This is a genomic window from Pseudomonas sp. MIS38, assembly GCF_019891575.1.
Classification (GTDB): domain Bacteria; phylum Pseudomonadota; class Gammaproteobacteria; order Pseudomonadales; family Pseudomonadaceae; genus Aquipseudomonas; species Aquipseudomonas putida_A.
The window spans coordinates 128835-151856 of sequence record NZ_JAFLXF010000013.1; the positions used below are offsets into that span (position 1 = coordinate 128835).

General features: G+C 60.9%; 20 protein-coding genes. 14 read left to right on the forward strand and 6 right to left on the reverse strand.

The genetic code is table 11. The features are described 5' to 3' along the window. Positions 1–53 precede the first annotated feature (53 nt). A complete protein-coding gene (locus J1G18_RS16500; RefSeq protein WP_007961094.1) occupies positions 54–704 on the reverse strand; it encodes a GNAT family N-acetyltransferase in 651 nt (216 codons plus the stop codon). Between the two features lie 304 nt (positions 705–1008). On the opposite strand from J1G18_RS16500, the gene xthA reads away from it, so the two are divergent. Then, positions 1009–1821: an exodeoxyribonuclease III gene (xthA, locus tag J1G18_RS16505; RefSeq protein ID WP_027614628.1), complete on the forward strand. Its 813-nt coding sequence runs from the start codon at positions 1009–1011 to the stop codon at positions 1819–1821. A gap of 240 nt (positions 1822–2061) precedes the next feature. Continuing rightward, positions 2062–3396 carry a substrate-binding domain-containing protein gene (locus tag J1G18_RS16510; RefSeq protein ID WP_223008081.1) on the forward strand — a complete coding sequence of 445 codons (1335 nt, stop codon included), beginning with the start codon at positions 2062–2064 and terminating at the stop codon, positions 3394–3396. A 131-nt stretch (positions 3397–3527) separates the two neighbouring features. Here J1G18_RS16510 and J1G18_RS16515 read toward each other — a convergent pair whose 3' ends face one another. After that, a complete protein-coding gene (locus J1G18_RS16515) occupies positions 3528–4757 on the reverse strand; it encodes an acyl-CoA dehydrogenase (RefSeq protein WP_223008082.1) in 1230 nt (409 codons plus the stop codon). 157 nt (positions 4758–4914) lie between these two features. Here J1G18_RS16515 and J1G18_RS16520 point away from each other — a divergent pair, with 157 nt between their 5' ends. The 3 genes from J1G18_RS16520 to J1G18_RS16530 all read left to right on the forward strand — a co-directional run bounded on the left by J1G18_RS16520 (position 4915) and on the right by J1G18_RS16530 (position 7473). Further along, a complete protein-coding gene (locus J1G18_RS16520; RefSeq protein WP_027614626.1) occupies positions 4915–5844 on the forward strand; it encodes a LysR family transcriptional regulator in 930 nt (309 codons plus the stop codon). A 187-nt stretch (positions 5845–6031) separates the two neighbouring features. Continuing rightward, complete coding sequence (locus J1G18_RS16525) at positions 6032–6430, forward strand: MerR family transcriptional regulator (protein WP_098968123.1); 399 nt, start codon at positions 6032–6034, stop codon at positions 6428–6430. Positions 6431–6573: 143 nt separating this feature from the next. Beyond that, positions 6574–7473 carry a hydroxymethylglutaryl-CoA lyase gene (locus J1G18_RS16530; protein ID WP_027614624.1) on the forward strand — a complete coding sequence of 300 codons (900 nt, stop codon included), beginning with the start codon at positions 6574–6576 and terminating at the stop codon, positions 7471–7473. A gap of 667 nt (positions 7474–8140) precedes the next feature. On the opposite strand, the gene J1G18_RS16535 is transcribed toward J1G18_RS16530, so the two are convergent. Next, the gene (locus J1G18_RS16535) at positions 8141–9838 is read right to left on the reverse strand and encodes an AMP-binding protein (RefSeq protein ID WP_223008083.1); all 1698 of its coding nucleotides are present in this window, start codon (positions 9836–9838) and stop codon (positions 8141–8143) included. Between the two features lie 298 nt (positions 9839–10136). On the opposite strand from J1G18_RS16535, the gene J1G18_RS16540 reads away from it, so the two are divergent. The 4 genes from J1G18_RS16540 to J1G18_RS16555 all read left to right on the forward strand — a co-directional run bounded on the left by J1G18_RS16540 (position 10137) and on the right by J1G18_RS16555 (position 15804). After that, entirely contained in the window at positions 10137–11300 is a 1164-nt protein-coding gene (locus J1G18_RS16540) for an isovaleryl-CoA dehydrogenase (RefSeq protein WP_007961115.1), read from the forward strand. A 12-nt stretch (positions 11301–11312) separates the two neighbouring features. Then, positions 11313–12920: a carboxyl transferase domain-containing protein gene (locus J1G18_RS16545; RefSeq protein WP_139054542.1), complete on the forward strand. Its 1608-nt coding sequence runs from the start codon at positions 11313–11315 to the stop codon at positions 12918–12920. A gap of 119 nt (positions 12921–13039) precedes the next feature. Then, positions 13040–13855, forward strand: coding sequence for a gamma-carboxygeranoyl-CoA hydratase (locus tag J1G18_RS16550; protein WP_135295414.1), 816 nt, complete (start codon positions 13040–13042; stop codon positions 13853–13855). Then, entirely contained in the window at positions 13855–15804 is a 1950-nt protein-coding gene (locus J1G18_RS16555) for an acetyl/propionyl/methylcrotonyl-CoA carboxylase subunit alpha (protein WP_223008084.1), read from the forward strand. The genes J1G18_RS16550 and J1G18_RS16555 overlap by 1 nt, the downstream gene beginning before the upstream one ends. A 39-nt stretch (positions 15805–15843) precedes the next feature. On the opposite strand, the gene J1G18_RS16560 is transcribed toward J1G18_RS16555, so the two are convergent. Next, positions 15844–16503, reverse strand: coding sequence for a LexA family protein (locus J1G18_RS16560; protein WP_027614618.1), 660 nt, complete (start codon positions 16501–16503; stop codon positions 15844–15846). A 131-nt stretch (positions 16504–16634) separates the two neighbouring features. Between J1G18_RS16560 and J1G18_RS16565 the strand changes: the two genes are divergently transcribed. From J1G18_RS16565 to J1G18_RS16575, 3 genes are all read left to right on the forward strand, one after another. Beyond that, positions 16635–16973 (forward strand): DUF6124 family protein, encoded by a 339-nt coding sequence (locus J1G18_RS16565; protein ID WP_223008085.1) that lies wholly within the window; start codon positions 16635–16637, stop codon positions 16971–16973. 481 nt (positions 16974–17454) lie between these two features. Then, a complete protein-coding gene (locus J1G18_RS16570; RefSeq protein WP_134785978.1) occupies positions 17455–18606 on the forward strand; it encodes a M14-type cytosolic carboxypeptidase in 1152 nt (383 codons plus the stop codon). Positions 18607–18755: 149 nt separating this feature from the next. Further along, complete coding sequence (locus J1G18_RS16575) at positions 18756–19955, forward strand: MFS transporter (RefSeq protein WP_223008086.1); 1200 nt, start codon at positions 18756–18758, stop codon at positions 19953–19955. On the opposite strand, the gene J1G18_RS16580 is transcribed toward J1G18_RS16575, so the two are convergent. Together J1G18_RS16580 and J1G18_RS16585 are read right to left on the reverse strand one after the other, a co-directional pair. Beyond that, positions 19952–20497 carry a cytochrome b gene (locus tag J1G18_RS16580; protein ID WP_135295411.1) on the reverse strand — a complete coding sequence of 182 codons (546 nt, stop codon included), beginning with the start codon at positions 20495–20497 and terminating at the stop codon, positions 19952–19954. The genes J1G18_RS16575 and J1G18_RS16580 overlap by 4 nt on opposite strands. Next, positions 20494–21588 (reverse strand): catalase family peroxidase, encoded by a 1095-nt coding sequence (locus J1G18_RS16585; RefSeq protein ID WP_223008087.1) that lies wholly within the window; start codon positions 21586–21588, stop codon positions 20494–20496. The genes J1G18_RS16580 and J1G18_RS16585 overlap by 4 nt, the downstream gene beginning before the upstream one ends. Before the next feature lie 157 nt (positions 21589–21745). On the opposite strand from J1G18_RS16585, the gene J1G18_RS16590 reads away from it, so the two are divergent. Together J1G18_RS16590 and J1G18_RS16595 are read left to right on the forward strand one after the other, a co-directional pair. Then, the gene (locus J1G18_RS16590; RefSeq protein ID WP_098968115.1) at positions 21746–22252 is read left to right on the forward strand and encodes an RNA polymerase sigma factor; all 507 of its coding nucleotides are present in this window, start codon (positions 21746–21748) and stop codon (positions 22250–22252) included. Beyond that, positions 22249–23004, forward strand: coding sequence for an anti-sigma factor family protein (locus J1G18_RS16595; RefSeq protein WP_098968114.1), 756 nt, complete (start codon positions 22249–22251; stop codon positions 23002–23004). The genes J1G18_RS16590 and J1G18_RS16595 overlap by 4 nt, the downstream gene beginning before the upstream one ends. The last annotated feature ends 18 nt before the right edge of the window (positions 23005–23022 follow it).

Here is a 23022-nt window from a genome sequence, read left to right on the forward strand (position 1 = left end):
ATCACGGGCTTGGGAGCGTGATAGAACAGGAAATTTCCGAAAAAGTTCTATGGCTAAGCCGTTGCAGTTTGTAACACCTGCGGATTGGCGTGGAAAAACACGTGCTCGCGCACCGGGCCGACGGCCACTTCGCCAATCTCCTCATAACCCTGACGTTTGTAGAATTCCAGGTAGCGCGGGTTGCCGGTGTCGAGCACCACGCCTTGCGAGGTTTCGTCCACTGCGCACCAGTTATGCACGGCGGTCAGCAACTGCTCGCCGAAGTGTTTGCCCTGAAACTGCGGATGAATCCCCAGCAGCGGCAGCATGTGCACCGAATCGCTGGGCACGCAGGCGGCCACCGCATCGTGGTATTCCAGATAACGCCGGGTGCAGCGGAATCCGGTGCTGAGCACCATGCGCAGGCGCCACGCCCAACTTTCGGTGATGCCCAGACGACGCTGCGGCGGCGCGATCAGGGCGATGCCGATCAGACGGTCATTGACCAACAGGCCGATGGCCGGCTGATCCTGCAGAAAGTGCTGTTTGACCAGTTCCCGCACCGTGGCCCGCACGCGCTGCTCGTAACCCGGCCGCTCGGCCTCGAACAAGTAACCGAAGGTCGGCTCGTGGCGATAGGCCTGATACAGCAGCGATCGGGCTTCGCGCGAGTAACCGCGGTCGAGCATGTGGATGTCGGCGATGGCGGTCTGGGTTTCAGGCATGACGGTGATTCTCCCCCGGGGCGCGGCTCAAATGACTGCGCTCTTGATGGTACGAACCTTTTGCGGGTGGCGCAGTTCCCCACAGGTATAGACCAAGCCGGGAGCTTCATCGACCGGGCGGCCGTCAATCGCGAGCAGGCTCACTCCTACAGGGGTACGCATTCCAATTGTAGGAGCGAGCCTGCTCGCGATGGCGTCAGCTCGGGCAACCCACATCCCACAGACAAAAATGATTTCTCCCACCCCACACTGGCCCCCATCCCACATGTCAGCTAGCATCGCCCTTTTGCCAGGACTGCCGACCATGAAGATTGTTTCCTTCAACATCAACGGACTGCGCGCCCGTCCGCATCAGCTGGCAGCGCTGATCGAAAAGCATCAGCCGGACGTGATCGGCCTGCAGGAAACCAAGGTTCACGACGACCAGTTCCCGCTGGAAGAAGTGCGTGCGCTGGGCTATCACGTTTATTTCCACGGTCAGAAAGGCCATTACGGCGTCGCCCTGCTTTCGCGCAAAGAACCGATCGCGATCCACAAAGGCTTCGCCAGCGATGAAGAAGACGCGCAGCGCCGCTTTATCTGGGGCACCTTCGCCGACGCCAATGGCGTGCCGGTGACCATCATGAACGGCTACTTCCCGCAGGGCGAAAGCCGCGACCACCCGACCAAATTCCCGGCCAAACAACGCTTCTACAGCGACCTGCAAACCCTGCTGGAAAGCCAGTTCCACAACGAACAGCCGCTGGTGGTGATGGGCGATGTGAACATTTCCCCGGAGGACTGCGACATCGGCATCGGCCCGGACAACATGAAGCGCTGGTTGAAAACTGGCAAATGCAGCTTCCTGCCGGAAGAGCGCGAGTGGATGGCCCGCCTGAAAAACTGGGGCCTGACCGACAGCTATCGCCACTTGAACCCGGACGTGACCGACATGTTCAGCTGGTTCGACTATCGCAGCCGTGGTTTTGAAGACGAACCGAAGCGCGGGCTGCGGATTGACGTGATCCTGGCGTCCCATGGTTTGCTGCCAAGGGTCAAGGATGCGGGCGTGGACTATGAACTGCGCGGCATGGAAAAACCGTCGGATCATGCGCCGATCTGGCTTGAGTTGAGCTGATTCACAACGCTTCTCCCTGTAGGAGTGAGCCTGTGGTGAGGGGATTTATCCCCGATGGGCTGCGAAGCGGCCCCAGTCGTCTCTAGTAGATCGAAATGAAGATTTTGGGTCGGCTTCGCCAACCATCGGGGATAAATCCCCTCACCACAGGCTCACTCCTACATTGGATCACTGTCATGTTTTGGTCATGCGCCTGACTTAATCTCCCCGGCAATCCCCTTGGCTTGATTCGGTGCCGGCATGACCCTGCGTGTTCTGTTCGCTTTTCTGTCGAGTGCATGGCTGACGGTCAGTGCCGCCACCCTGCCTATCCCCGAACACGGCCCGGCATTGCGCATTCAGGGTTCCAACACCATCGGTGCCGATCTCGGCCCGGCGTTGGTTGAAGGTTTTCTGCAAGAGCAAGGGCTGCTCAAAGTCCACCGCGAAAATCCCGACACCGCCAACGAACAACACATCGTCGGCCAGACTGCCCAAGGCAAACGGGTGGTGATTGAAGTCGCCGCCCACGGTTCCAGCACCGGGTTCACCGCGCTGAAAAGCGCCAGTGCCGACCTCGCCGCCTCCTCCCGACCGATCAAGGACAGCGAACTGCTCAGCCTGCAAGCGCTCGGCGATCTGAAAAGCGCCGCCGCCGAGCAGGTGATTGCCATCGACGGCCTGGCGATCATCCTTCACCCAGGCAACCCACTGCAGCAACTGGACACAGAGCAACTGGCGCGGGTCTTCAGCGGTGAGGTGAAAACCTGGGAAGACCTCGGCGGTCGCGGCGGCGCGATTCATTTATATGCGCGGGATGATCAGTCCGGCACTTACGACACGTTCAAGGAACTGGTGCTGGGTCGGCGTGGGAAAAGTCTGAGTTCCAGTGCGAAACGCTTCGAATCCAGCGAGCAATTGTCCGACGCGGTGAGCAGTGATCCGCAGGGTATCGGTTTCATCGGTCTGCCGTATGTGCGTCAGGCCAAAGCCGTGGCGATTGCCGACGGCGCATCGCAATCGATGTTGCCGCTCAACAGCCTGATTGCCACTGAGGACTATCCGCTGTCGCGGCGCCTGTTCTTTTATCTGCCGCCGGGCAACCAGAATCCGTGGGCATCGGCACTGGTGGCGTTTGCGCAAAGCCCACAGGGCCAGAAGATTGTTGCGGCCAACGGCTTCATCAGCCAGACCGTGCACGCGATGACCGTGACACCGAATGCGCTGATGCCCGAGGGTTATCAATCCCTCAGCCGCCATGCCCAGCGTCTGACGGTGAATTTCCGTTTCGAAGAAGGCAGCGCCAGCCTCGACAACAAGGCGCGGCAGGATCTGGCGCGGGTGCTCGACTATATACAGCGCCATGACAAGACCGAGCGCGCGGTGACGCTGGTGGGGTTTGGCGACGAGAAAGACGATCCGGCCCGCGCCGACCTGCTGTCAAAGCTGCGGGCGATGGCGGTGCGCCGTGAATTGGTGAAGAACGGCGTGGTGATGCGCGAAGTGCGCGGGTTTGGCGCGTTGATGCCGGTGGCGGCGAACAGTGCGGATGAAGGCAGGATCAAGAATCGGCGGGTTGAGGTTTGGGTGTACTGAATCTGATGCAGGTGTGCTGGATGCATGGGCCCCTTCGCGAGCAAGCCCGCTCCCACTTTTGATCGCATTCTTCCAGTCGGGATGCGGTCGAATGTGGGAGCGGGCTTGCTCGCGAAGCCGGCGACGCGGTCTTAATGACTGCTGCGCAACATTTCCTTCGGCACGTACTTGCCGATCTCGAACTTGCCGATCGCCGCGCGGTGCACTTCGTCCGGGCCGTCGGCCAGGCGCAGGGTGCGCTGCATGGCGTACATGTAGGCCAACGGGAAATCATTCGAGACCCCGGCCCCGCCGTGGATCTGGATCGCCCGGTCGATCACCCGCAGCGCCACGTTCGGCGCGACGACCTTGATCTGCGCGATCTCGCTCTTCGCCACTTTGTTGCCGACGGTGTCCATCATGTACGCCGCTTTCAGGGTCAGCAGGCGCGCCATGTCGATTTCCATGCGCGAGTCGGCGATCTTGTCGACGTTACCGCCCAGACGCGCCAATGGCTTGCCGAACGCGGTGCGGCTCACCGAGCGTTTGCACATCAATTCCAGCGCACGTTCAGCCATGCCGATCGAGCGCATGCAGTGGTGAATCCGCCCTGGACCTAGGCGACCCTGAGCTATTTCGAAGCCGCGACCTTCGCCGAGCAGGACGTTTTCGTAAGGCACGCGCACGTTGTCGAACAGCACTTCAGCGTGACCATGCGGTGCGTCGTCGTAGCCGAATACCGGCAGCGGGCGGACGATTTTCACCCCGGGGGTGTCAACCGGCACGAGGATCATCGAGTGCTGCGCATGACGCGGTGCGTCGGGGTTGCTCAGGCCCATGAAGATCAGAATCTTGCAGCGCGGATCGCAGGCGCCGGAAGTCCACCATTTCTTGCCGTTGATCACCCATTCATCGCCATCACGCACGGCGCGGGCGGCCATGTTGGTGGCGTCGGACGAGGCCACGTCCGGCTCGGTCATGGCAAACGCCGAGCGGATCTCGCCGCGCAGCAGCGGTTCGAGCCAGCGCTGTTTCTGCTCTTCGTTGGCGTAGCGCACCAGCACTTCCATGTTGCCGGTGTCCGGCGCCGAGCAGTTGAACGGCTCCGGCCCCAGCAGCGAACGGCCCATGATTTCTGCCAGCGGTGCGTATTCAAGGTTGGTCAGACCGGCGCCGAGTTCCGACTCAGGCAGGAACAGATTCCACAGCCCTTCAGCCTTGGCCTTGGCTTTGAGCTCTTCCATGATCGCGGTCGGCTGCCAGCGATCACCCTCGGCAACCTGGCGTTCGAACACGGCTTCGGCCGGGTAAACGTAAGTGTCCATGAACGCGGTCACGCGCTCACGCAGTTCTTGCACCTTGGGCGAATAAGCGAAATCCATGAGCAATTACCTTCTTTAGGCAGAGGTTGTTCAGATCATGCAATCGATGCTAGAACAGCGCTGATAATTTACCTAGCCTATTCTCGGCGTGTATAAACATTCATCACCGATATATGATCCGCTGATCGTCAGCCCCTAGAACAAGAGAAGCCGCGTTATGAATCTGAGTAAGGTCGACCTCAACCTTTTCATCGTCTTCGACGCGATCTACACCGAAGCCAACCTGACCCGCGCCGGGCAGATTGTCGGGATTACCCAGCCGGCGGTGTCCAACGCGCTGGCGCGGTTGCGCGAGACCTTCAACGATCCACTGTTCGTGCGCACCGCGCAGGGCATGGTGCCGACGCCGATGGCACAGAACATCATCGGCCCGGTGCGCAACGCGCTGTCGCTGCTGCGGGTGTCGGTCCAGGAGAGCCGGATTTTCAACCCGGCGCAGGCGGTGAAGACTTATCGCATCAGCATGACCGACCTCACTGAAGCAGTGATTCTGCCGCCGCTGTTCCAGCGTTTGCGGCGTCTGGCGCCGACGGTGATCATCGAGAGCTTTCTGTCCAAACGCCGCGAGACCACCAAGGAACTGGCCGCCGGACGTCTGGATTTCGCCGTGGATGCACCGCTCAACACCGACCCGCAGGTGCGCCACGTCAAGCTGATGGAGGACCGTTACGTCTGTGCGATGCGCAAGGGCCATCCGCTGGCGGGCAAGGAGAAACTGTCGCTGGATGACTATCTGTCGCTGACCCACATCCACATTTCCAGCCGCCGCAGTGGTCTGGGCTACGTCGATCTGGCGCTAGGCAAAATGGGCATTCAGCGCAAGATCGCCCTGCGCTCGCAGCATTATCTGATGGCGTCGCAGGTCATGCAGCAGACCGACATGGTGATGACGGTACCCGAGCGCTTTGCCCGGCGTAATGACCTGCATGCGTTCAACCTGCCAGTCAACGACGTGCCGCCGCTGGAGACTCACCTGTACTGGCATGAAAGCACCGACCAGGACCCAGCAAATCGCTGGATGCGCGAGCAGATCATCGAGTTGTGCCAGCAGGTGGCAGCGCAGGAGAAGAAGCTCGATAAAGTGTAAGTCTTTTTACCGAGTCATCGTTCTTCGCGAGCAAGCTCGCTCCCACATGATCTTGTGTAGGCCACTGATCCTGTGGGAGCGAGCTTGCTCGCGAAGAGGCCGGCACTGACAACAACGATCCTTCCTGCTTGACGTAAACGTCAACTCGCCATTAGCTTAGCGCCAAGACCTTTTTCCGAGCGCTTTCATGAGCAGCCAGACCTACAGCATTTCCGACCTCGCCCGCGAGCTGGACATCACCACCCGGGCGATCCGCTTTTACGAAGAACAAGGCTTGCTCAGCCCTGAGCGCCGTGGCCAGGAACGTATCTACTCGCCGCGCGACAAGGTCAGCCTGAAGCTGATCCTGCGTGGCAAGCGCATCGGCTTTTCGTTGGCCGAATGCCGCGAATTGATCGAACTCTACGACCCGTCCAGCGGTAACACCAAACAGCTCAACAGCATGCTGGCGAAAATCAGCGAACGCCGCGAACAGCTTGAGCAGCAGTTGCTCGACATCGAACAGATGAAGCTGGAACTCGACACCGCTGAAGAGCGCTGCGTGCAGGCGTTGGAGCAGACGCTCAAGGGCCAGCAGGCGAGCTAGTAAACAACACAAATCCCTTGTAGGAGTGAGCCTGCTCGCGATAGCGGTGTGTCAGTCGAGCAAATATTAACTGACTCACCGCTATCGCGAGCAGGCTCACTCCTACAGGGGATCTCCTCGAATCCAGAAGAGCAGGTCAACCCATGTCCCTCCCCTCCCAAGTACGCCTGATCGAAGTCGGCCCGCGCGATGGCCTGCAGAACGAAGCCCAACCGATCAGCGTGGCTGACAAGGTGCAACTGGTCGACGCCCTGAGCGCCGCCGGCCTTGGTTATATCGAAGTCGGCAGTTTTGTCTCGCCGAAATGGGTGCCGCAGATGGCCGGATCCGCCGAAGTGTTTGCGCAGATCCAGCGCAAACCCGGTGTGACCTACGGCGCACTGGCGCCGAACCTGCGCGGATTTGAAGATGCGCTGGCTGCCGGCGTGAAAGAAGTCGCGGTGTTCGCTGCGGCGTCCGAGGCGTTCTCGCAGCGCAACATCAACTGCTCGATCAGCGAAAGCCTGGCGCGCTTCGCACCGATCATGGAGGCCGCGAAACAGCACGGCGTTACCGTGCGCGGTTACGTGTCCTGCGTGCTCGGTTGCCCTTATGAAGGCGAGGTCGCACCGGAACAAGTGGCGATGGTCGCCCGCGAGTTGTATGCGATGGGCTGCTACGAAGTGTCCCTCGGCGACACCATCGGCACCGGCACCGCCGGCGCGACCCGGCGGTTGTTCGAAGTGGTGTCGGCGCAAGTGCCACGGGAAAAACTCGCCGGGCACTTCCACGACACCTACGGCCAGGCGATGGCCAACATCTATGCCAGCCTGCTGGAAGGCATCGCGGTGTTCGACAGCTCTATCGCCGGCCTCGGCGGCTGCCCGTACGCCAAAGGCGCGAGCGGTAACGTCGCCACCGAAGACGTGGTGTACCTGCTCAACGGCCTGGGCATCGAGACCGGTATCGACCTCGACGCCCTGATTGCGGCGGGTCAGCAGATCAGCGCGGTGCTCGGTCGCCCGAGCGGTTCGCGTGTGGCCAAGGCCCGTAACGCCCAGTGAGGGCGAAGGTGTTACCGCTGTGTCGGAAACGTGGGCGTAGTCGAGTAACACGGAAACAAATTGTCTGTTTTGCCCTGAAGGAAAAATCCTTCAAAAATCTCAAGGCATTGATTTACAAGGGATTTAAAAAGTTGGCACGGCTTCTGCTATCTCTATGGCATAACAAGAATAAAAAGCAGCAAACCAATAAAAATAAGACGTACCGACTCTGACATAACAAAAACAACACGGCAGAGACGCAGCTAACAGATTTTTTTGGAGAAGGTGTGCTTTTCAGGGTGCTCTCAGGAGTGACCCGCAACCGGGCAGAGAACAATAAAACTACCTTCAGGTAGCTCCCGAATCGGTTGGATCGTTTAACGAGAAAGCAGATCAGCGCTCAAAAAAATACGTTTGCTCTTGACCCCGGATGGGGGTCGCCAAAAACAGCGGTAAAGGGCCACGGTTGCCAAAAACAACAACAGACCGCCCCTCAATAATAAAAAAGAGCACGCGACGACAAAATTAAAGGGGAGCTTCGGCTCCCCTTTGTGCTTTCTGTGATTCCTGAAAATACTCTATCTCCATTGTGGGAGCGGGCTTGCTCGCGAATGCTGAGTGTCAGGCGACAAATTTGTATCTGATACACCGCATTCGCGAGCAAGCCCGCTCCCACATTTGATTGTTGTCAGGCCTGCTTTTCGCGGAGCTCCTCGATACTGATCTCGCGCATCCGGAATTTCTGGATCTTGCCCGTCACCGTCATCGGAAACTCTTCGACGAACTTGAAATGACGCGGCGTCTTGAAGTGCGCGATGCGTTCCTTGCACCACGCTTGCAGCTCTTGTTCGGTGGCACTGTGGCCGGGATGGAACTTGATCCAGGCGACAATCTTCTCGCCGTAACGCGAGCACGGAATGCCGATCACCTGCACGTCCGCCACCGCCGGGTGGGTGAAGAAAAATTCTTCCAGCTCACGCGGATAAACGTTCTCGCCACCGCGAATGATCATGTCCTTGTTACGCCCGGCGATGTTCACGTAACCCTCATCGTTCATGCTCGCCAGATCGCCGGTGTGCATCCAGCCTGCCTCGTCGATGGCTTCGGCCGTGGCTTGCGGGTTGCTCCAGTAACCGAGCATCACACTGTAACCGCGGGTGCACAGCTCACCGATGGTGCCGCGCGGCACCAGGTTGCCCGCCTCGTCGATGATTTTGCTTTCCAGTTGCGGCTGGGTGCGGCCGACGGTGGTGACGCGCAGTTCCAGCTCATCGTTCGGCCCGGTCTGCAGCGACACCGGACTGGTCTCGGTCATGCCGTAGGCAATCTGCACTTCGCTCATGTGCATCTCGCTGATGACCCGGCGCATTACCTCGATCGGGCAAGTGGCGCCGGCCATGATCCCGGTGCGCAGGGTCGACAGATCGAACACGGCGCGCTGCGGCTGATCGAGCATGGCAATGAACATGGTCGGCACGCCATAGAGGCCGGTGGCTTGTTCTTCGGCGACGGTTTGCAGGGTCAGTAACGGGTCGAACGCGTCGTTGGGGTAGATCATCGTGCTGGCGTGGGTGATGCAGCCGAGGTTGCCCATGACCATGCCGAAGCAGTGATACAGCGGCACGGGGATCACCAGGCGGTCGCTCGGGGTCAGGCCGATGCTTTCGCCGACCATGTAACCGTTGTTGAGGATGTTGTAGTGACTGAGGGTCGCGCCCTTGGGGAAACCGGTGGTGCCGGAGGTGTACTGGATATTCACCGGTTGATCGAAGTGCAGGCTGTCGCTGCGCTCACGCAGTTGTTCGGGCGAAACACTGCTCGCCAGATCGGCCAATTGCGACCACGGCAGGAACCCCGACGGTGGCTGTGCGTCGAGGCTGATCACCCCACGTAAATCCGCCAGACGTTTGCTGCGCAACTGGCCGATGGATTGTTCGGCGAGTTCCGGTACCAGCCCTTGCAGCATGGCGTGGTAGTTGGAGGACTTGAAAGCGCCGGCGCACACCAGCCACTGGCAACCGGACTGCTTGAGCACGTATTCCAGTTCGGAGCTGCGGTAGGCCGGGTTGATGTTGACCAGGATCACGCCAATTTTCGCCGTGGCGATTTGCGTGATGCACCACTGCGCGCAGTTCGGCGCCCAGATGCCGAGCCGATCTCCCGCCTGCAAACCCAGCGCCAGCAAGGCTCTGGCGTGCAGGTCGACGCTATCGGCCAGTTGCTGCCAGGTATAACGCAACTGCTGATGCCTTACGACCAGCGCCTCGCCGTACGGGTGTTGCGCGACAGTCTGATCGAACTTCTGCCCGATGGTCATCGCCAGCAAGGCTTTGTCCTGGGAGCCTCGGGTATAGCTGCGCTGCGGGTTTGCACTGGGTTGATCCATGATGACCCCTATTGTCTTTATTAGTGGGTTTACCGGGATTTTGCTTCGGGTGGGAGCGGGCTTGCTCGCGAATGGGGAGGATCAGTCGCCAGATGTATAGGCTGACACACTGCATTCGCGAGCAAGCCCGCTCCCACCAAAAGCACTCCGCTTCAATCCTGAACTGGTCCTACTCTCGCCTATGTTGACGTTAACGTAAAGGGTGATTGACAGCCATTCGTCACAGGCTTACGTTAACGTAAAGGTGAGAGCCGTTCGACCGCCCTCCCCACCCTACAAAAAAGCCAAAAGGTGACCCATGAGCTACCCATCCCTGAACTTCGCCCTCGGTGAAACCATCGACATGCTGCGCGATCAGGTTCAGTCCTTCGTCGCCGATCAGATCGCCCCACGCGCCGCGCAGATCGACCGCGACAACCTGTTCCCGGCCGACATGTGGCGCAAATTCGGTGACATGGGCCTGCTCGGCATCACCGTGCCGGAAGAGTACGGCGGCGCGGGCCTGGGTTACCTGGCGCATGTGGTGGCGATGGAAGAAATCAGCCGTGGATCGGCCTCGGTGGCCCTGTCCTACGGCGCGCATTCCAACCTCTGCGTCAACCAGATCAACCGTAATGGCAACCACGAACAGAAATCCAAATACCTGCCGAAGCTGATCAGCGGCGAACACGTTGGTGCACTCGCCATGAGCGAGCCGAACGCCGGTTCCGACGTGGTCTCGATGAAACTGCGCGCCGACAAACGCGGCGACCGCTTCGTACTCAACGGCAGCAAGACCTGGATCACCAACGGCCCTGACGCCAACACCTACGTGATCTACGCCAAGACCGACCTGGAAAAAGGCCCGCACGGCATCACCGCGTTCATCGTCGAACGCGACTGGAAAGGCTTCAGCCGCAGCAACAAGTTCGACAAGCTCGGCATGCGCGGTTCCAACACCTGCGAGCTGTTCTTCGATGACGTCGAAGTGCCGGAAGAAAACATCCTCGGTGTGCTCAACGGTGGCGTGAAAGTGCTGATGAGCGGCCTCGATTACGAGCGCGTCGTACTGTCCGGCGGCCCGACCGGGATCATGCAGTCGTGCATGGATCTGATCGTGCCGTACATCCACGATCGCAAGCAGTTCGGCCAGAGCATCGGCGAATTCCAGCTGATCCAGGGCAAAGTCGCCGACATGTACACCCAGCTCAACGCCAGCCGCGCCTACCTGTATGCAGTCGCTCAGGCCTGCGAGCGTGGCGAAACCACGCGCAAGGACGCCGCCGGGGTGATCCTCTACACCGCCGAGCGCGCCACGCAAATGGCCCTCGACGCGATCCAGATTCTTGGCGGCAACGGCTACATCAACGAATTCCCGGCCGGACGTCTGCTGCGTGACGCCAAGCTGTACGAAATCGGCGCCGGCACCAGCGAGATCCGGCGCATGCTGATCGGCCGCGAACTGTTCAACGAAACCCGCTAAACGGAGCTGCACATGGCTATCCTGCATACCCAGCTCAATCCCCGTTCAGCGGAGTTCGCCGCCAACAGCGCGGCGATGCTTGAACAGGTCGACGCGCTGCACACCCTGCTCGCCCAAGTGGCGCAGGGCGGCGGTGCGAAAGCCCAGGAACGTCACACCTCGCGAGGCAAGTTGCTCCCGCGCGAACGCATCAACCGCCTGCTTGATCCGGGCTCGCCGTTTCTCGAGATCAGCCAGCTCGCCGCCCACGCCGTGTATGGCGAAGACGTGCCAGCCGCCGGGGTGATTGCCGGGATCGGCCGGGTCGAAGGCGTCGAGTGCATGATCGTCGCCAACGACGCGACGGTGAAAGGTGGCTCGTACTACCCGCTGACCGTGAAAAAACACCTGCGCGCGCAGACCATCGCCCAGCAGAACCGCCTGCCGTGCATCTATCTGGTGGACTCGGGCGGCGCCAACCTGCCGCGTCAGGACGAAGTGTTCCCGGATCGCGAGCACTTTGGCCGGATCTTCTTCAACCAGGCCAACATGAGCGCCATGGGCATTCCGCAGATCGCCGTGGTCATGGGCTCCTGCACCGCAGGCGGCGCCTATGTGCCGGCGATGGCGGACGAAGCAATCATGGTGCGCAATCAGGCGACGATTTTCCTCGCCGGCCCACCTTTAGTGAAAGCCGCGACCGGAGAAGTGGTCAGCGCTGAAGACCTCGGCGGTGCCGATGTGCACTGCAAGATTTCCGGCGTGGCCGACCATTACGCCGAGAGCGACGAACACGCCCTCGCCCTCGCCCGCCGCAGCGTCGCCAACCTCAACTGGCGCAAGCTCGGCGAAGTGCAGCAGCGCACGCCGATTGCGCCGCTGTACGCCAGCGACGAGTTATATGGCGTGGTTTCGGCCGACGCCAAACAGCCATTCGACGTGCGCGAAGTGATTGCGCGGCTGGTCGACGGTTCGGTGTTCGATGAATTCAAGGCGCTGTTCGGCACCACCCTGGTCTGCGGTTTTGCGCACCTGCATGGCTACCCGATCGCGATCCTCGCCAACAACGGCATCCTCTTCGCCGAAGCCGCGCAAAAAGGCGCGCACTTCATCGAACTGGCCTGCCAGCGCGGCATTCCGCTGCTGTTCCTGCAGAACATCACCGGGTTCATGGTCGGCCAGAAATACGAGGCCGGCGGCATCGCCAAGCACGGCGCGAAACTGGTGACCGCCGTGGCTTGCGCCAAAGTGCCGAAATTCACCGTGATCATCGGCGGCAGTTTCGGCGCCGGCAACTACGGCATGTGCGGGCGCGCTTACGATCCGCGCTTCCTGTGGATGTGGCCGAATGCGCGCATCGGCGTGATGGGTGCCGAGCAGGCGGCGGGCGTGCTGGTGCAGGTCAAGCGCGAGCAGGCCGAACGCAGCGGCCAAGCCTTCAGCGCCGCGCAGGAAGCCGAGATCAAACAACCGATCCTCGACCAGTACGAAGAGCAGGGTCACCCCTACTACTCCAGCGCACGCCTATGGGACGACGGCGTCATCGACCCGGCGCAGACCCGCGATGTGCTGGCCTTGGCCTTGTCCGCGTCGTTGAACGCGCCTATCGAACCGAGCCGCTTCGGCGTGTTCCGGATGTGATGCTTTTTTGTGGGAGCGGGCTTGCTCGCGAAAGCGGTGTATCAGTCGACGTATCCGCAACTGACAGACCGTCTTCGCGAGCAAGCCCGCTCCCACAGAAACCGTGGAGACGGAAGAATATGAGCGACTTCAACACCCTCGAACTGCACAACGACTCACGGGGTTTCGCCACCCTGTGGCTCAACCGCGCGGAGAAAAACAACGCGTTCAACGCCGAAATGATCCGCGAACTGATCCTCGCACTGGACAAGGTTGCCAGCGACGCCAGCCTGCGTTTCCTGTTGGTGCGCGGGCGTGGCAAGCATTTCAGCGCCGGCGCCGATCTGGCGTGGATGCAGCAATCGGCCGAACTCGATTACCACACCAACCTGGACGATGCCCGCGAACTGGCGGAGCTGATGTACAACCTCGCCAAGCTGAAAATCCCGACCGTGGCCGTGGTGCAAGGCGCGGCGTTCGGCGGCGCGCTGGGGCTGATCAGTTGCTGCGACATGGCGATTGGCGCCGATGATGCGCAGTTCTGTCTGTCGGAAGTGCGCATCGGCCTGGCGCCGGCGGTGATCAGTCCGTTCGTGGTGCAAGCCATCGGCGAACGTGCCGCGCGTCGCTACGCGCTGACTGCCGAGCGCTTCGGTGGGCAGCGTGCGCGGGAAATCGGCTTGTTGTCCGAGAGCTACCCGGCCGCCGAGCTTGATCAAGCCGTCGAACAATGGATCGACAACCTGCTGCTCAACAGCCCTGCCGCGATGCGCGCCAGTAAAGATCTGCTGCGCGAAGTCGGCAACGGCGCGCTGACCCCGGCGCTGCGCCGCTACACCGAAAACGCCATCGCGCGCATCCGCGTCAGCCCTGAAGGCCAGGAAGGCTTGCGCGCCTTCCTGCAAAAACGTGCACCGAGCTGGCAAGCCGCAACCACCCCCAAGGAGCCGCGTTGATGAGCGCACCTGTTCTCACCACCCTGCTGGTGGCCAACCGTGGCGAAATCGCTTGCCGGGTCATGCGTACCGCCAAGGCGCTGGGCCTGACCACCGTCGCCGTGCACAGCGCCACCGACCGCGAAGCGCGGCACAGCCGCGAAGCGGATATCCGCGTTGATCTCGGCGGCAGCAAAGCCGCCGACAGTTATCTGCAAATCGACAAGCTGATCGCGGCGGCCAAGGCCAGCGGCGCGCAGGCGATTCACCCGGGGTACGGTTTCCTGTCGGAGAATGCCGGCTTCGCCCGTGCCATTGAACAGGCCGGGCTGATTTTCCTCGGCCCGCCCGCTTCGGCCATCGACGCGATGGGCAGCAAATCCGCAGCCAAGGCGCTGATGGAAACCGCCGGTGTGCCGCTGGTGCCGGGCTATCACGGCGAGGCGCAGGATCTCGAAACCTTCCGCGATGCCTGCGCACGCATTGGCTATCCGGTGCTGCTCAAGGCCACGGCCGGTGGCGGCGGTAAAGGCATGAAAGTGGTTGAGGACGTCAGCCAACTGGCCGAAGCGCTGGCCTCGGCGCAGCGTGAGGCGCAGTCGTCGTTCGGCGATTCGCGGATGCTGGTGGAGAAATACCTGCTCAAACCACGCCATGTGGAAATTCAGGTGTTCGCCGATCAGCATGGCAACTGCCTGTACCTCAACGAGCGTGATTGCTCGATCCAGCGCCGGCACCAGAAGGTCGTCGAAGAAGCCCCGGCCCCGGGCCTGACCCCGGAACTGCGCCGCGCCATGGGCGAAGCGGCGGTGCGTTCGGCGCAGGCGATCGGTTATGTCGGCGCGGGGACCGTGGAGTTCCTCCTGGATGCACGTGGCGAATTCTTCTTCATGGAGATGAACACGCGCCTGCAGGTCGAGCACCCGGTCACCGAAGCGATCACTGGCCTCGATCTGGTGGCGTGGCAGATTCGTGTGGCGCGTGGTGAAGCGTTGCCGATCACGCAGGATCAGGTGCCGCTCAATGGCCATGCGATTGAAGTGCGCCTGTATGCCGAAGATCCGTCGAATGATTTCCTGCCCGCCACCGGACGTCTGGAGCTTTACCGTGAATCGGCCGCCGGACCGGGGCGTCGGGTGGATAGCGGGGTTGCAGAAGACGATGAAATTTCGCCGTTCTATGACCCGATGCTCGGCAAGCTGATCGCCTGGGGCGAAGATCGCGAACAGGCGCGCCTACGGCTGTTGAGCATGCTTGATGAGTTCGCGATTGGCGGCTTGAAGACCAACATCAACTTCCTGCGGCGGATCATCGCGCATCCCGCGTTTGCCGCCGCGGAGCTGGATACCGGGTTTATTCCGCGTTATCAGGAAACGCTGCTGCCCGCTCCGGGTGAGCTGAGCGATGAGTTCTGGCAGACCGCAGCACAGGCTTTCGCGCAGAGTCTGCCGGGCGCTGTTCGGGCGGATGACCTGGGTTCGCCGTGGGCGTTGAACAGCGGGTTGCGCGCAGGGTTGCCGGCGGAAGTCACCTTGCACTTGAGCTGCGAAGGTCAGGATCGGGCGTTGACCTTGGGCAGCACCGACAACGCCAAACTGTCGGATGAAGCATTGGTCGTCGAGCACGATGGCGTACGTCGCACCTTGCGCGCCATTCGTCAGGGCGATTCGCTGTACCTGCAATGGGAAGGCGAGTTGCGGCGTATTCAGATGTTCGACCCAATCAGCGCCGTCGACGCCAGCCACAGCCATCAGGGCGGTCTGACTGCGCCTATGAACGGCAGCATCGTGCGGGTGTTGGTGGAGGCCGGGCAATCGGTCGAGGCCGGTGCGCAACTGGTGGTGCTGGAGGCGATGAAGATGGAGCACAGCATTCGCGCGCCCCATGCGGGAGTGATCAAAGCGCTGTATTGCCAGGAAGGCGAAATGGTCGGCGAAGGCAGCGCTTTGGTGGAACTGGAAGCCGAGTAAATGGGAGATCGATCCTACGCCGAGCGAGGATCGATCTGACTAGAAACGCGCCGTGGCCTGAACCACCACGCCGATGATTCGACACTCATCGGTGAACAGGGCTTTAGGCCAGGTCGGATTGAGCGGTACCAGATAACGCTGGCCGCCCTCTTCGTCGAGCTTGCGAAAGATCGCTTCATCGCAGCCCTGCCACTGGGCGATCACCAGTTTGCCGGGCAGCGCCTCCACCTCCGGGTCCACCAGGATCAGCATGCCTTCGGCGATGCTCTGACCTGAAGGTGCGGTCATCGAATTTCCCGTCACGGTCAGCCAGAACGCTGCGCCACGGGCGTGATAATCCGTCAGTTCGAAGCGCTGCTTGTCATGTGACGGGGCGTAAGCGGCGGTTGCACTCTCACGCGATTCGCACGGCGTGTGCCAATCGCTGACCGGATAGCGGAAATACGGGTTGTACTTCTGCGCCAGCGGCATCTCGTCATCGTCGGTCTCCTGCGGCTCGCGAATCACCAGCACCACTTCCAGGAAGTCCATCCCCAGCGCCTGCAATACGCGGTTCATTTCCGTAATACCCGGCTCGCGACGTTTGTTCAGCCAATGGCCGATCCCGCCCTGGGACATGCCGACGCGCTCTCCGAGCTCTGTTTGAGTGATTTTGAGTTCACTCATTTTGGCCTTGACCAACTCAATCCATTTATCCATGTGCGGCACCTTACTTGCCCCGCCTTCGGCCGGCAAAACACATATTGTAGTATTTAAATTCTGGTCACAACTACGCATCGTACTATGCTGGAAGCACGGACTTTCAATCGAACAAGGAGTGACCCTTCACCATGAATATCAGCAGCAAAGACTTGCCCGATCTGCAAATGGACACCACGTTCACCTCCCCTCAAGGCAATGCAGCAGCGCAGCGAGCACTGGACTATTACTTGAAACCAGCTGTGTCAGAACCCGAGGTAGATGAACGTTTTTTTGATGTAAAACGCCATCTCAGCGGCGAAGAGGCCCTCGTGCACGCGTCGGATCTGTTGCGCTGCGCAGCCGCCACCGCCCTCAAGGCAGCCGAAAACCTGCAGGGTGCAAGCCGCGACCTGGCATTTTCGGTGGTGCATATGGTGGATATGGCGCGAGCGATGGTCGACCATTCAATTGATGGCGAACAGCTCTAACGGACACGGGAAGCGGACGGACAGGAAAGAGTTTTCCAATCGCGCAGATAAAAACATTTGACTTGCAAATGATAATGATTATTATTGCAGGCAGCTGGTCGCGAGATCAGTCGATGGACCAGAGACCTTAGGTCGGTCTTCTGGACTATCTCCTCATCAGGCTAATCACGGTTTTTGACCCGGCTTTTTGCCGGGTCTTTTTTTGCCCGCTTTTCGGGCTTATGGCTTCAGGCTAATGAAGTCTTTGGGTGCTGCAAATTCGATGGCGCGGATAATATCAAAAGAATATCGCTTGGCAAGCAAAGCCCGGCCAGATTGGGGCAAACTAATGACAATTAGCACTTGAGAATCAATCGCACAGTCTCTAAGCTGCTTGCGCGTCACGGAAGACGCCCCCCACCGCAACCCGCAATTTCCCTCGGTTTCACCCCAGTCTTGCGTGTAAAGTAGCCGCCATAAAAATCATATTCAGGAACCGATTATGACCGTGGCCAAATCTTCGTTCGACATCAGCGCCAACTTCGACAGCGGCAACATTCAAGTCATCGATATTTCCAATCCGCTCAACCCGGTTCTGGCCATTCGCCCGGATACCCGGAGCGCTCACTTCCAGTGGTTCCACTTCAAGGCCAGCGGCCTGCATGTTCATCAGGAACACTGGTTTCGCCTGGTCAACGCCAGTCAATCCTCTTACAACAAGGCCTGGACTGGCTATCAGGCTGTTGCGTCCTACGACCATGTGAATTGGTTTCGTATTCCTACCAGTTTCGAAGGCGACAGCCTGCGCTTTTGCCTCGAAGCCGAGCAGACTCACGCTTGGTTCGCCTACTTCGAACCCTACAGCCGCGGTCGTCACGACTGGCTGATTGAGCAGGCGCTGAGCAAGGCCGGCACCGAGTTGCTGGCTACCGGCAAAAGCGTCGAAGGTCGTGACATTCAACTGCTGCGCAAGGGCAGGGGCGCCGAAGGCCAGCGCAAAATCTGGATCATCGCGCAACAGCACCCGGGTGAGCACATGGCCGAATGGTTCATGGAGGGTGTGATCGAACGCCTGGAACGCCACGACGACCCGGTGTTGAACAAGCTGCTGGCCAGCGCGGATCTGTATCTGGTGCCGAACATGAACCCGGACGGCGCCTTCCACGGCCATCTGCGTACCAACGCCATGGGCCAGGACCTGAACCGCGCCTGGCAGAGCGCCAGTCAGGAAGTCAGCCCCGAGGTACTTTTCGTACAGCAGCAGATGGAAAAGTACGGCGTCGATCTGTTCCTCGACGTACACGGTGATGAAGAAATTCCCCACGTGTTCACCGCCGGTTGTGAAGGCAACCCGGGTTACACGCCGCGCATCGAGAAGCTCGAAGAGCATTTCCGCACGCACCTCAAGCACACCACCAAAGACTTCCAGACCAAATACGGCTACACCCGCGACGAACCGGGCCAGGCCAACATGACCCTGGCCTGCAACGCGGTCGGGCAGCAATACGACTGCCTGGCGCTGACCCTGGAAATGCCGTTCAAGGATCACGACGACCATCCGGACAAAAAAACGGGCTGGTCGGGCAAGCGCTCGAAACAGTTGGGCAAGGACGTGCTGACCACCATCGCAGACATGGTCGACACTCTGCGTTGATCCCTCCCCCGCTCCACCCAAAGATCGCAGCTGTGGCTGCGATCTTTTTTTTGCGCAATAAAATGCCACCTCCAATCAGGTTGCAAATTAAAACCAAACTATCTACTTTGATTCTGGTTTTAATTTAAAACCCAAAAAGGAATCAGGGCATGCAATCTCAACCCCTCAAAAGCAGTGTGGTGCTGCTGTTCGCCATTGCCTGTGGACTGGCGGTGGGCAACGTGTATTACGCGCAGCCGCTGCTGGACGCCATGGCCGATGCCTTCGCCATGTCACCGGCAACCATCGGCATCGTCATTACCCTGACGCAGATCGGCTATGGCATCGGTCTGGTATTGCTGGTGCCACTCGGCGACCTGCTCAACCGACGGCGACTGATCGTCACCCAGACCCTGCTCTCGGCCGCCACACTGTTGATGATCGCGCTGGCGCCCAACAGTGTGTGGTTGCTGCTCGGCATGACGCTGACCGGTTTGCTCGCCGTGGTGACGCAAGTGCTGGTGGCGTACGCCGCGACATTAGCCGTCCCGGCGCAACGCGGTCGGGTGGTCGGCGTCGTCACCAGCGGCATCGTCGTCGGCATTCTGCTCGCGCGCACCATTGCCGGGGCCATGGCTGATCTGGCCGGTTGGCGGGCGATCTATCTGCTGTCGGCGGGGCTGACGCTGCTGATGGCACTGCTGCTGTTGCGCGTCTTGCCCAAGAATGAAGCCGCGCAGCCCGCAAGCCGTTACGGCGCGCTGATCGCATCGGTGTTCAGCCTGTTCAGGCAAGAGCCGGTGCTGCGGCAACGGGCGATTCTCGCGCTGCTGACCTTCGCCAGCGCCATGGTGCTGTGGACGCCGATGGTGCTGCCGCTGGCCGCCCCGCCACTGTCGCTGTCGCACAGTGAAATCGGCCTGTTCGGGTTGGCCGGCGCCGCCGGTGCACTCGCCGCCGCGCGCGCCGGACATCTGGCTGATCGCGGTCTGGGCCAATGGGTCAGCGGTCTGTCGCTGCTGCTGATGCTCGCCTCGTGGCTGCCGATCGCCCTCACCCAGTCCTCGCTGTGGGCGCTGTTGCTCGGCGTGATCACCCTCGATCTGGGCTTGCAGGCCGTGCACGTCACCAGCCAGAGCATGATCTACAGCGTGCGCCCTGAAGCGCAAAGCCGCCTCACCGCCGGCTACATGCTGTTCTATTCGATCGGCAGTGCATTGGGTTCGATTACCTCGACGGCGATGTACGCCTGGGCCGGCTGGACCGGCGTGTGTCTGCTTGGCGCCGTTATCAACGCAGTGGCGCTGGGTTATTGGTGGCTGACCCTGAGAAGTGGCGCACCGCAGCGGTGCGCCACACAAGCGGGTTAATCGCGATCGCGACCGCGCAACATGCTGTCGAGCACCTCGTCGCGGCGCACCCAACCGTGGTACAGCGCCGCCGCCAGGTGCAACAGCACAGTCAGGAACAACAGGTACGCCAGATAGCCATGCGCCTTGCGCAGCAGGGCAAATACTTGCGCGTCGGCTGGCAAAATCGATGGCAACTGCAAGGTATTGCTGAGCATCACCGGCTCCCCCGAGGCACTGATCATCGCCCAACCGAGCAGCGGCAGCACCAGCATCAAGGCGTACAACAACACATGCGAAGCCTTGGCCGCCATCACCTGCCAGCCCGGCAGATCCGCCGGCAGCGGCGGCTGTCGAGTGGAAAACCGCACCAACAGACGCACGACCACCAGCAGCAGAATCGCAATCCCCAGCGGTTTGTGCAGATGAATCAGCCATTCATGCCGCTGTGAAACCGAAGTGACCATGCCGGCGCCAATGAACAACATGGCGATGATCATCAGCGCCATCAGCCAGTGCAGCAGCCGCGCCAACAGCGCGAAATGAGTCGGTTGCGTGCTCATGGGCGAGCCTCCTGACGGGCGGCGGGCAATTGGCTGACTTCACTGGTGCGCCGCAGATAAGAATCGGCGTAACCGGCGGAACGCGCCGCGAGCAGCGGGTCGTCGGAGCCCTCGATCCCGGCTGGCAGCACCAGCGGATCGTAGTTGATGTCGCGGCATTCGCCGCTGAGCTGCGGCTGAGTCTTCTCCAGCACCAGCGTGCCGGCGTTGATCACCTTGCGACCCTCGGGCCAGGTTTTGCTGGCATCGTTCACCGGATCACCGGGGTTGGCCAGGGTGATATTCAACTGCCAGCGCAACGGTCCCTCGGCCAGGCGCTGCGCCAGATCCTTCTCGAGAAAATCCGCCCCCTCCGGCGCCGAGGCTCCGGCGGCATCGCGCGCCAGTGGCGTGACACTCCAGCGCACCGCCTGCTTCTGCCCGCTGGCGTTGACCAGATAGAACGCATTGATGCTGTTGTAGGTTTCAGTGGCATAGCTGGCCGACGGTTTGGCGGTCTTCACCCACGTCAGAAACGGCACGGCTTCCGGGTGCGCGGCGAAGAATGCCGGCACTTTCGACGGATCCGGTTTACCCGTGGCCGGGTCCGGCGACTGCGCCTGCTGCAATTGATAGAACGCCTCTGGAGTGCCGACCGGGAACACCGGCATGCTGTTCATCCCGGTGCGCCATTGCTGACCGTTGGCCTGGGTGAAACGCAGCGCCAGGCTGCGGATCGGCACGCTGCTGTCCGGGGCGTAGGGATTCCCCGCCGGCAATGCGAAACGCCCGACCACCGGGGTTTGCGCCTCGTTGAACACCTGCGCCGAAGAAAACGCCCGCGCCTCGCCACTGCTCTCGAAATGCCCGATCACGCACACGCCCTTGGCGTGGTTACGCCGAAACCCGGGATGCACGCCGTTGTTTTTCTCCAGCACATCGACCAGCGCCTTGGGCGTCAGACGTTGTGGGTCAAGGTTACCGTGCACGTAGGCAAACGCCCCGGCCACTGCGGCAACCACCACGGCAATCGCCGTCAGGCGCAACACTGTGCTCGCGGCACTCAAGGGCGGGCGCGACGGCCTGCCCGGCGGTGAAGTGCGATCAACCATGAATAACTCCAGGGCCATCGGCCACAAGTAGGAAGAATCAGCAAGACGCGCCCCAGCGGGATTTATTCCATGGCCCGGTATTTATTTTTCCGAACGTGGAATAACCTCGAACGGCAGACGTCTCCCTAGTCCACAGCGTAGTGACTAGCAGAAATTCATGAGCGAATTCGACGAACAGTTGAGAGAAATCATTCCCAGATTGCGCCGCTTTGCCGTGTCATTGACCCGCAACAGCAGTAGCGCCGACGATCTGGTGCAGGCCAGCCTCGAGCGGGCCCTGTCCGGCTGGGGTGCGAAACGCGCCGAGGGTGATGTGCGCGCATGGCTGTTCGCGATTCTCTATCGGCAATTTCTCGACGCCCATCGGCGCTCGCGTCGTTATGCGCGGATGCTCGAATTCTTCACCGGTCGCGACGACGCCGAACCCTCGGTCGAGCGCACCGTGATCGCCCAATCGACCCTGCAAGCCTTCGATCGCCTGCCCACCGAACAACGCGCGCTGTTGCTGATGGTCTCGGTCGAAGGCCTGAGCTACAAGGAAGTCGCCGAAATTCTGGACGTCCCCACCGGCACGGTGATGTCGCGCCTGTCCCGCGCCCGCCAAGCCTTGCGCCAACTCAGCGACGGCGAAATCAGCAGCCCTTCCTTGCGGATACTCAAATGATCAGCATGCCCCCCAGCGAGCGCGACCTGCACGCGTACGTCGATCACCAACTCAACGAAGCCGACCGGCGTCTGGTCGACACCTGGCTGACCACTCACCCGGAAGCCGCCGCGCAGGTGCGCGCTTGGCAGCACGACGCCCAGTTGTTGCGCGCAGCCCTGGGCGGTGCCTTGCAGCAACCGGCCAATCCGGAGCTCGATCCCACGCTGATTCGCCAGCGCCTCAAGCGTCAGTCGCGACGTCATCTGGCCAGCGCGGCGGTGTTGCTGATCGCGGTCGGCATCGGCGGTTTAAGTGGCTGGCAGGCGCGGGAAATGACCCTCGTGCGCTCTTCCACACTACCGATGACCGATGCCTTGCAGGCCTATCGTTTGATCGCCCAGCAAGGGATATTACCGGCGGACTACAAGGTCGACACTGACGGCGACATGCAGCATTGGCTCGACCGTTATTTCACCCAGGCCAGTCGCTTGCCGGATCTGAAATCCGCCGGTTTCGAACCGGTCAGTGGCCGCCTGCTCAGCACCGACGAAGGCCCGGCGGCGATGGTCATGTATGAGGACCGCAGCGGCCACAAGGTCAGTTTCTATGTGCGACCACCGGGACCTGAAAACACCTTCCTGCCACGCGGCAGTCGCAGCGACGGCGATCTGCAGGCCGATTACTGGTCCGGTGGCGGGTACAACTATGCGATGGTCAGCCCGACGGATTCGCCGGCGGTGCAGCAATTGAGGCAGTCACTGCCATTGTGAAAACTGCGCCAATCCCCC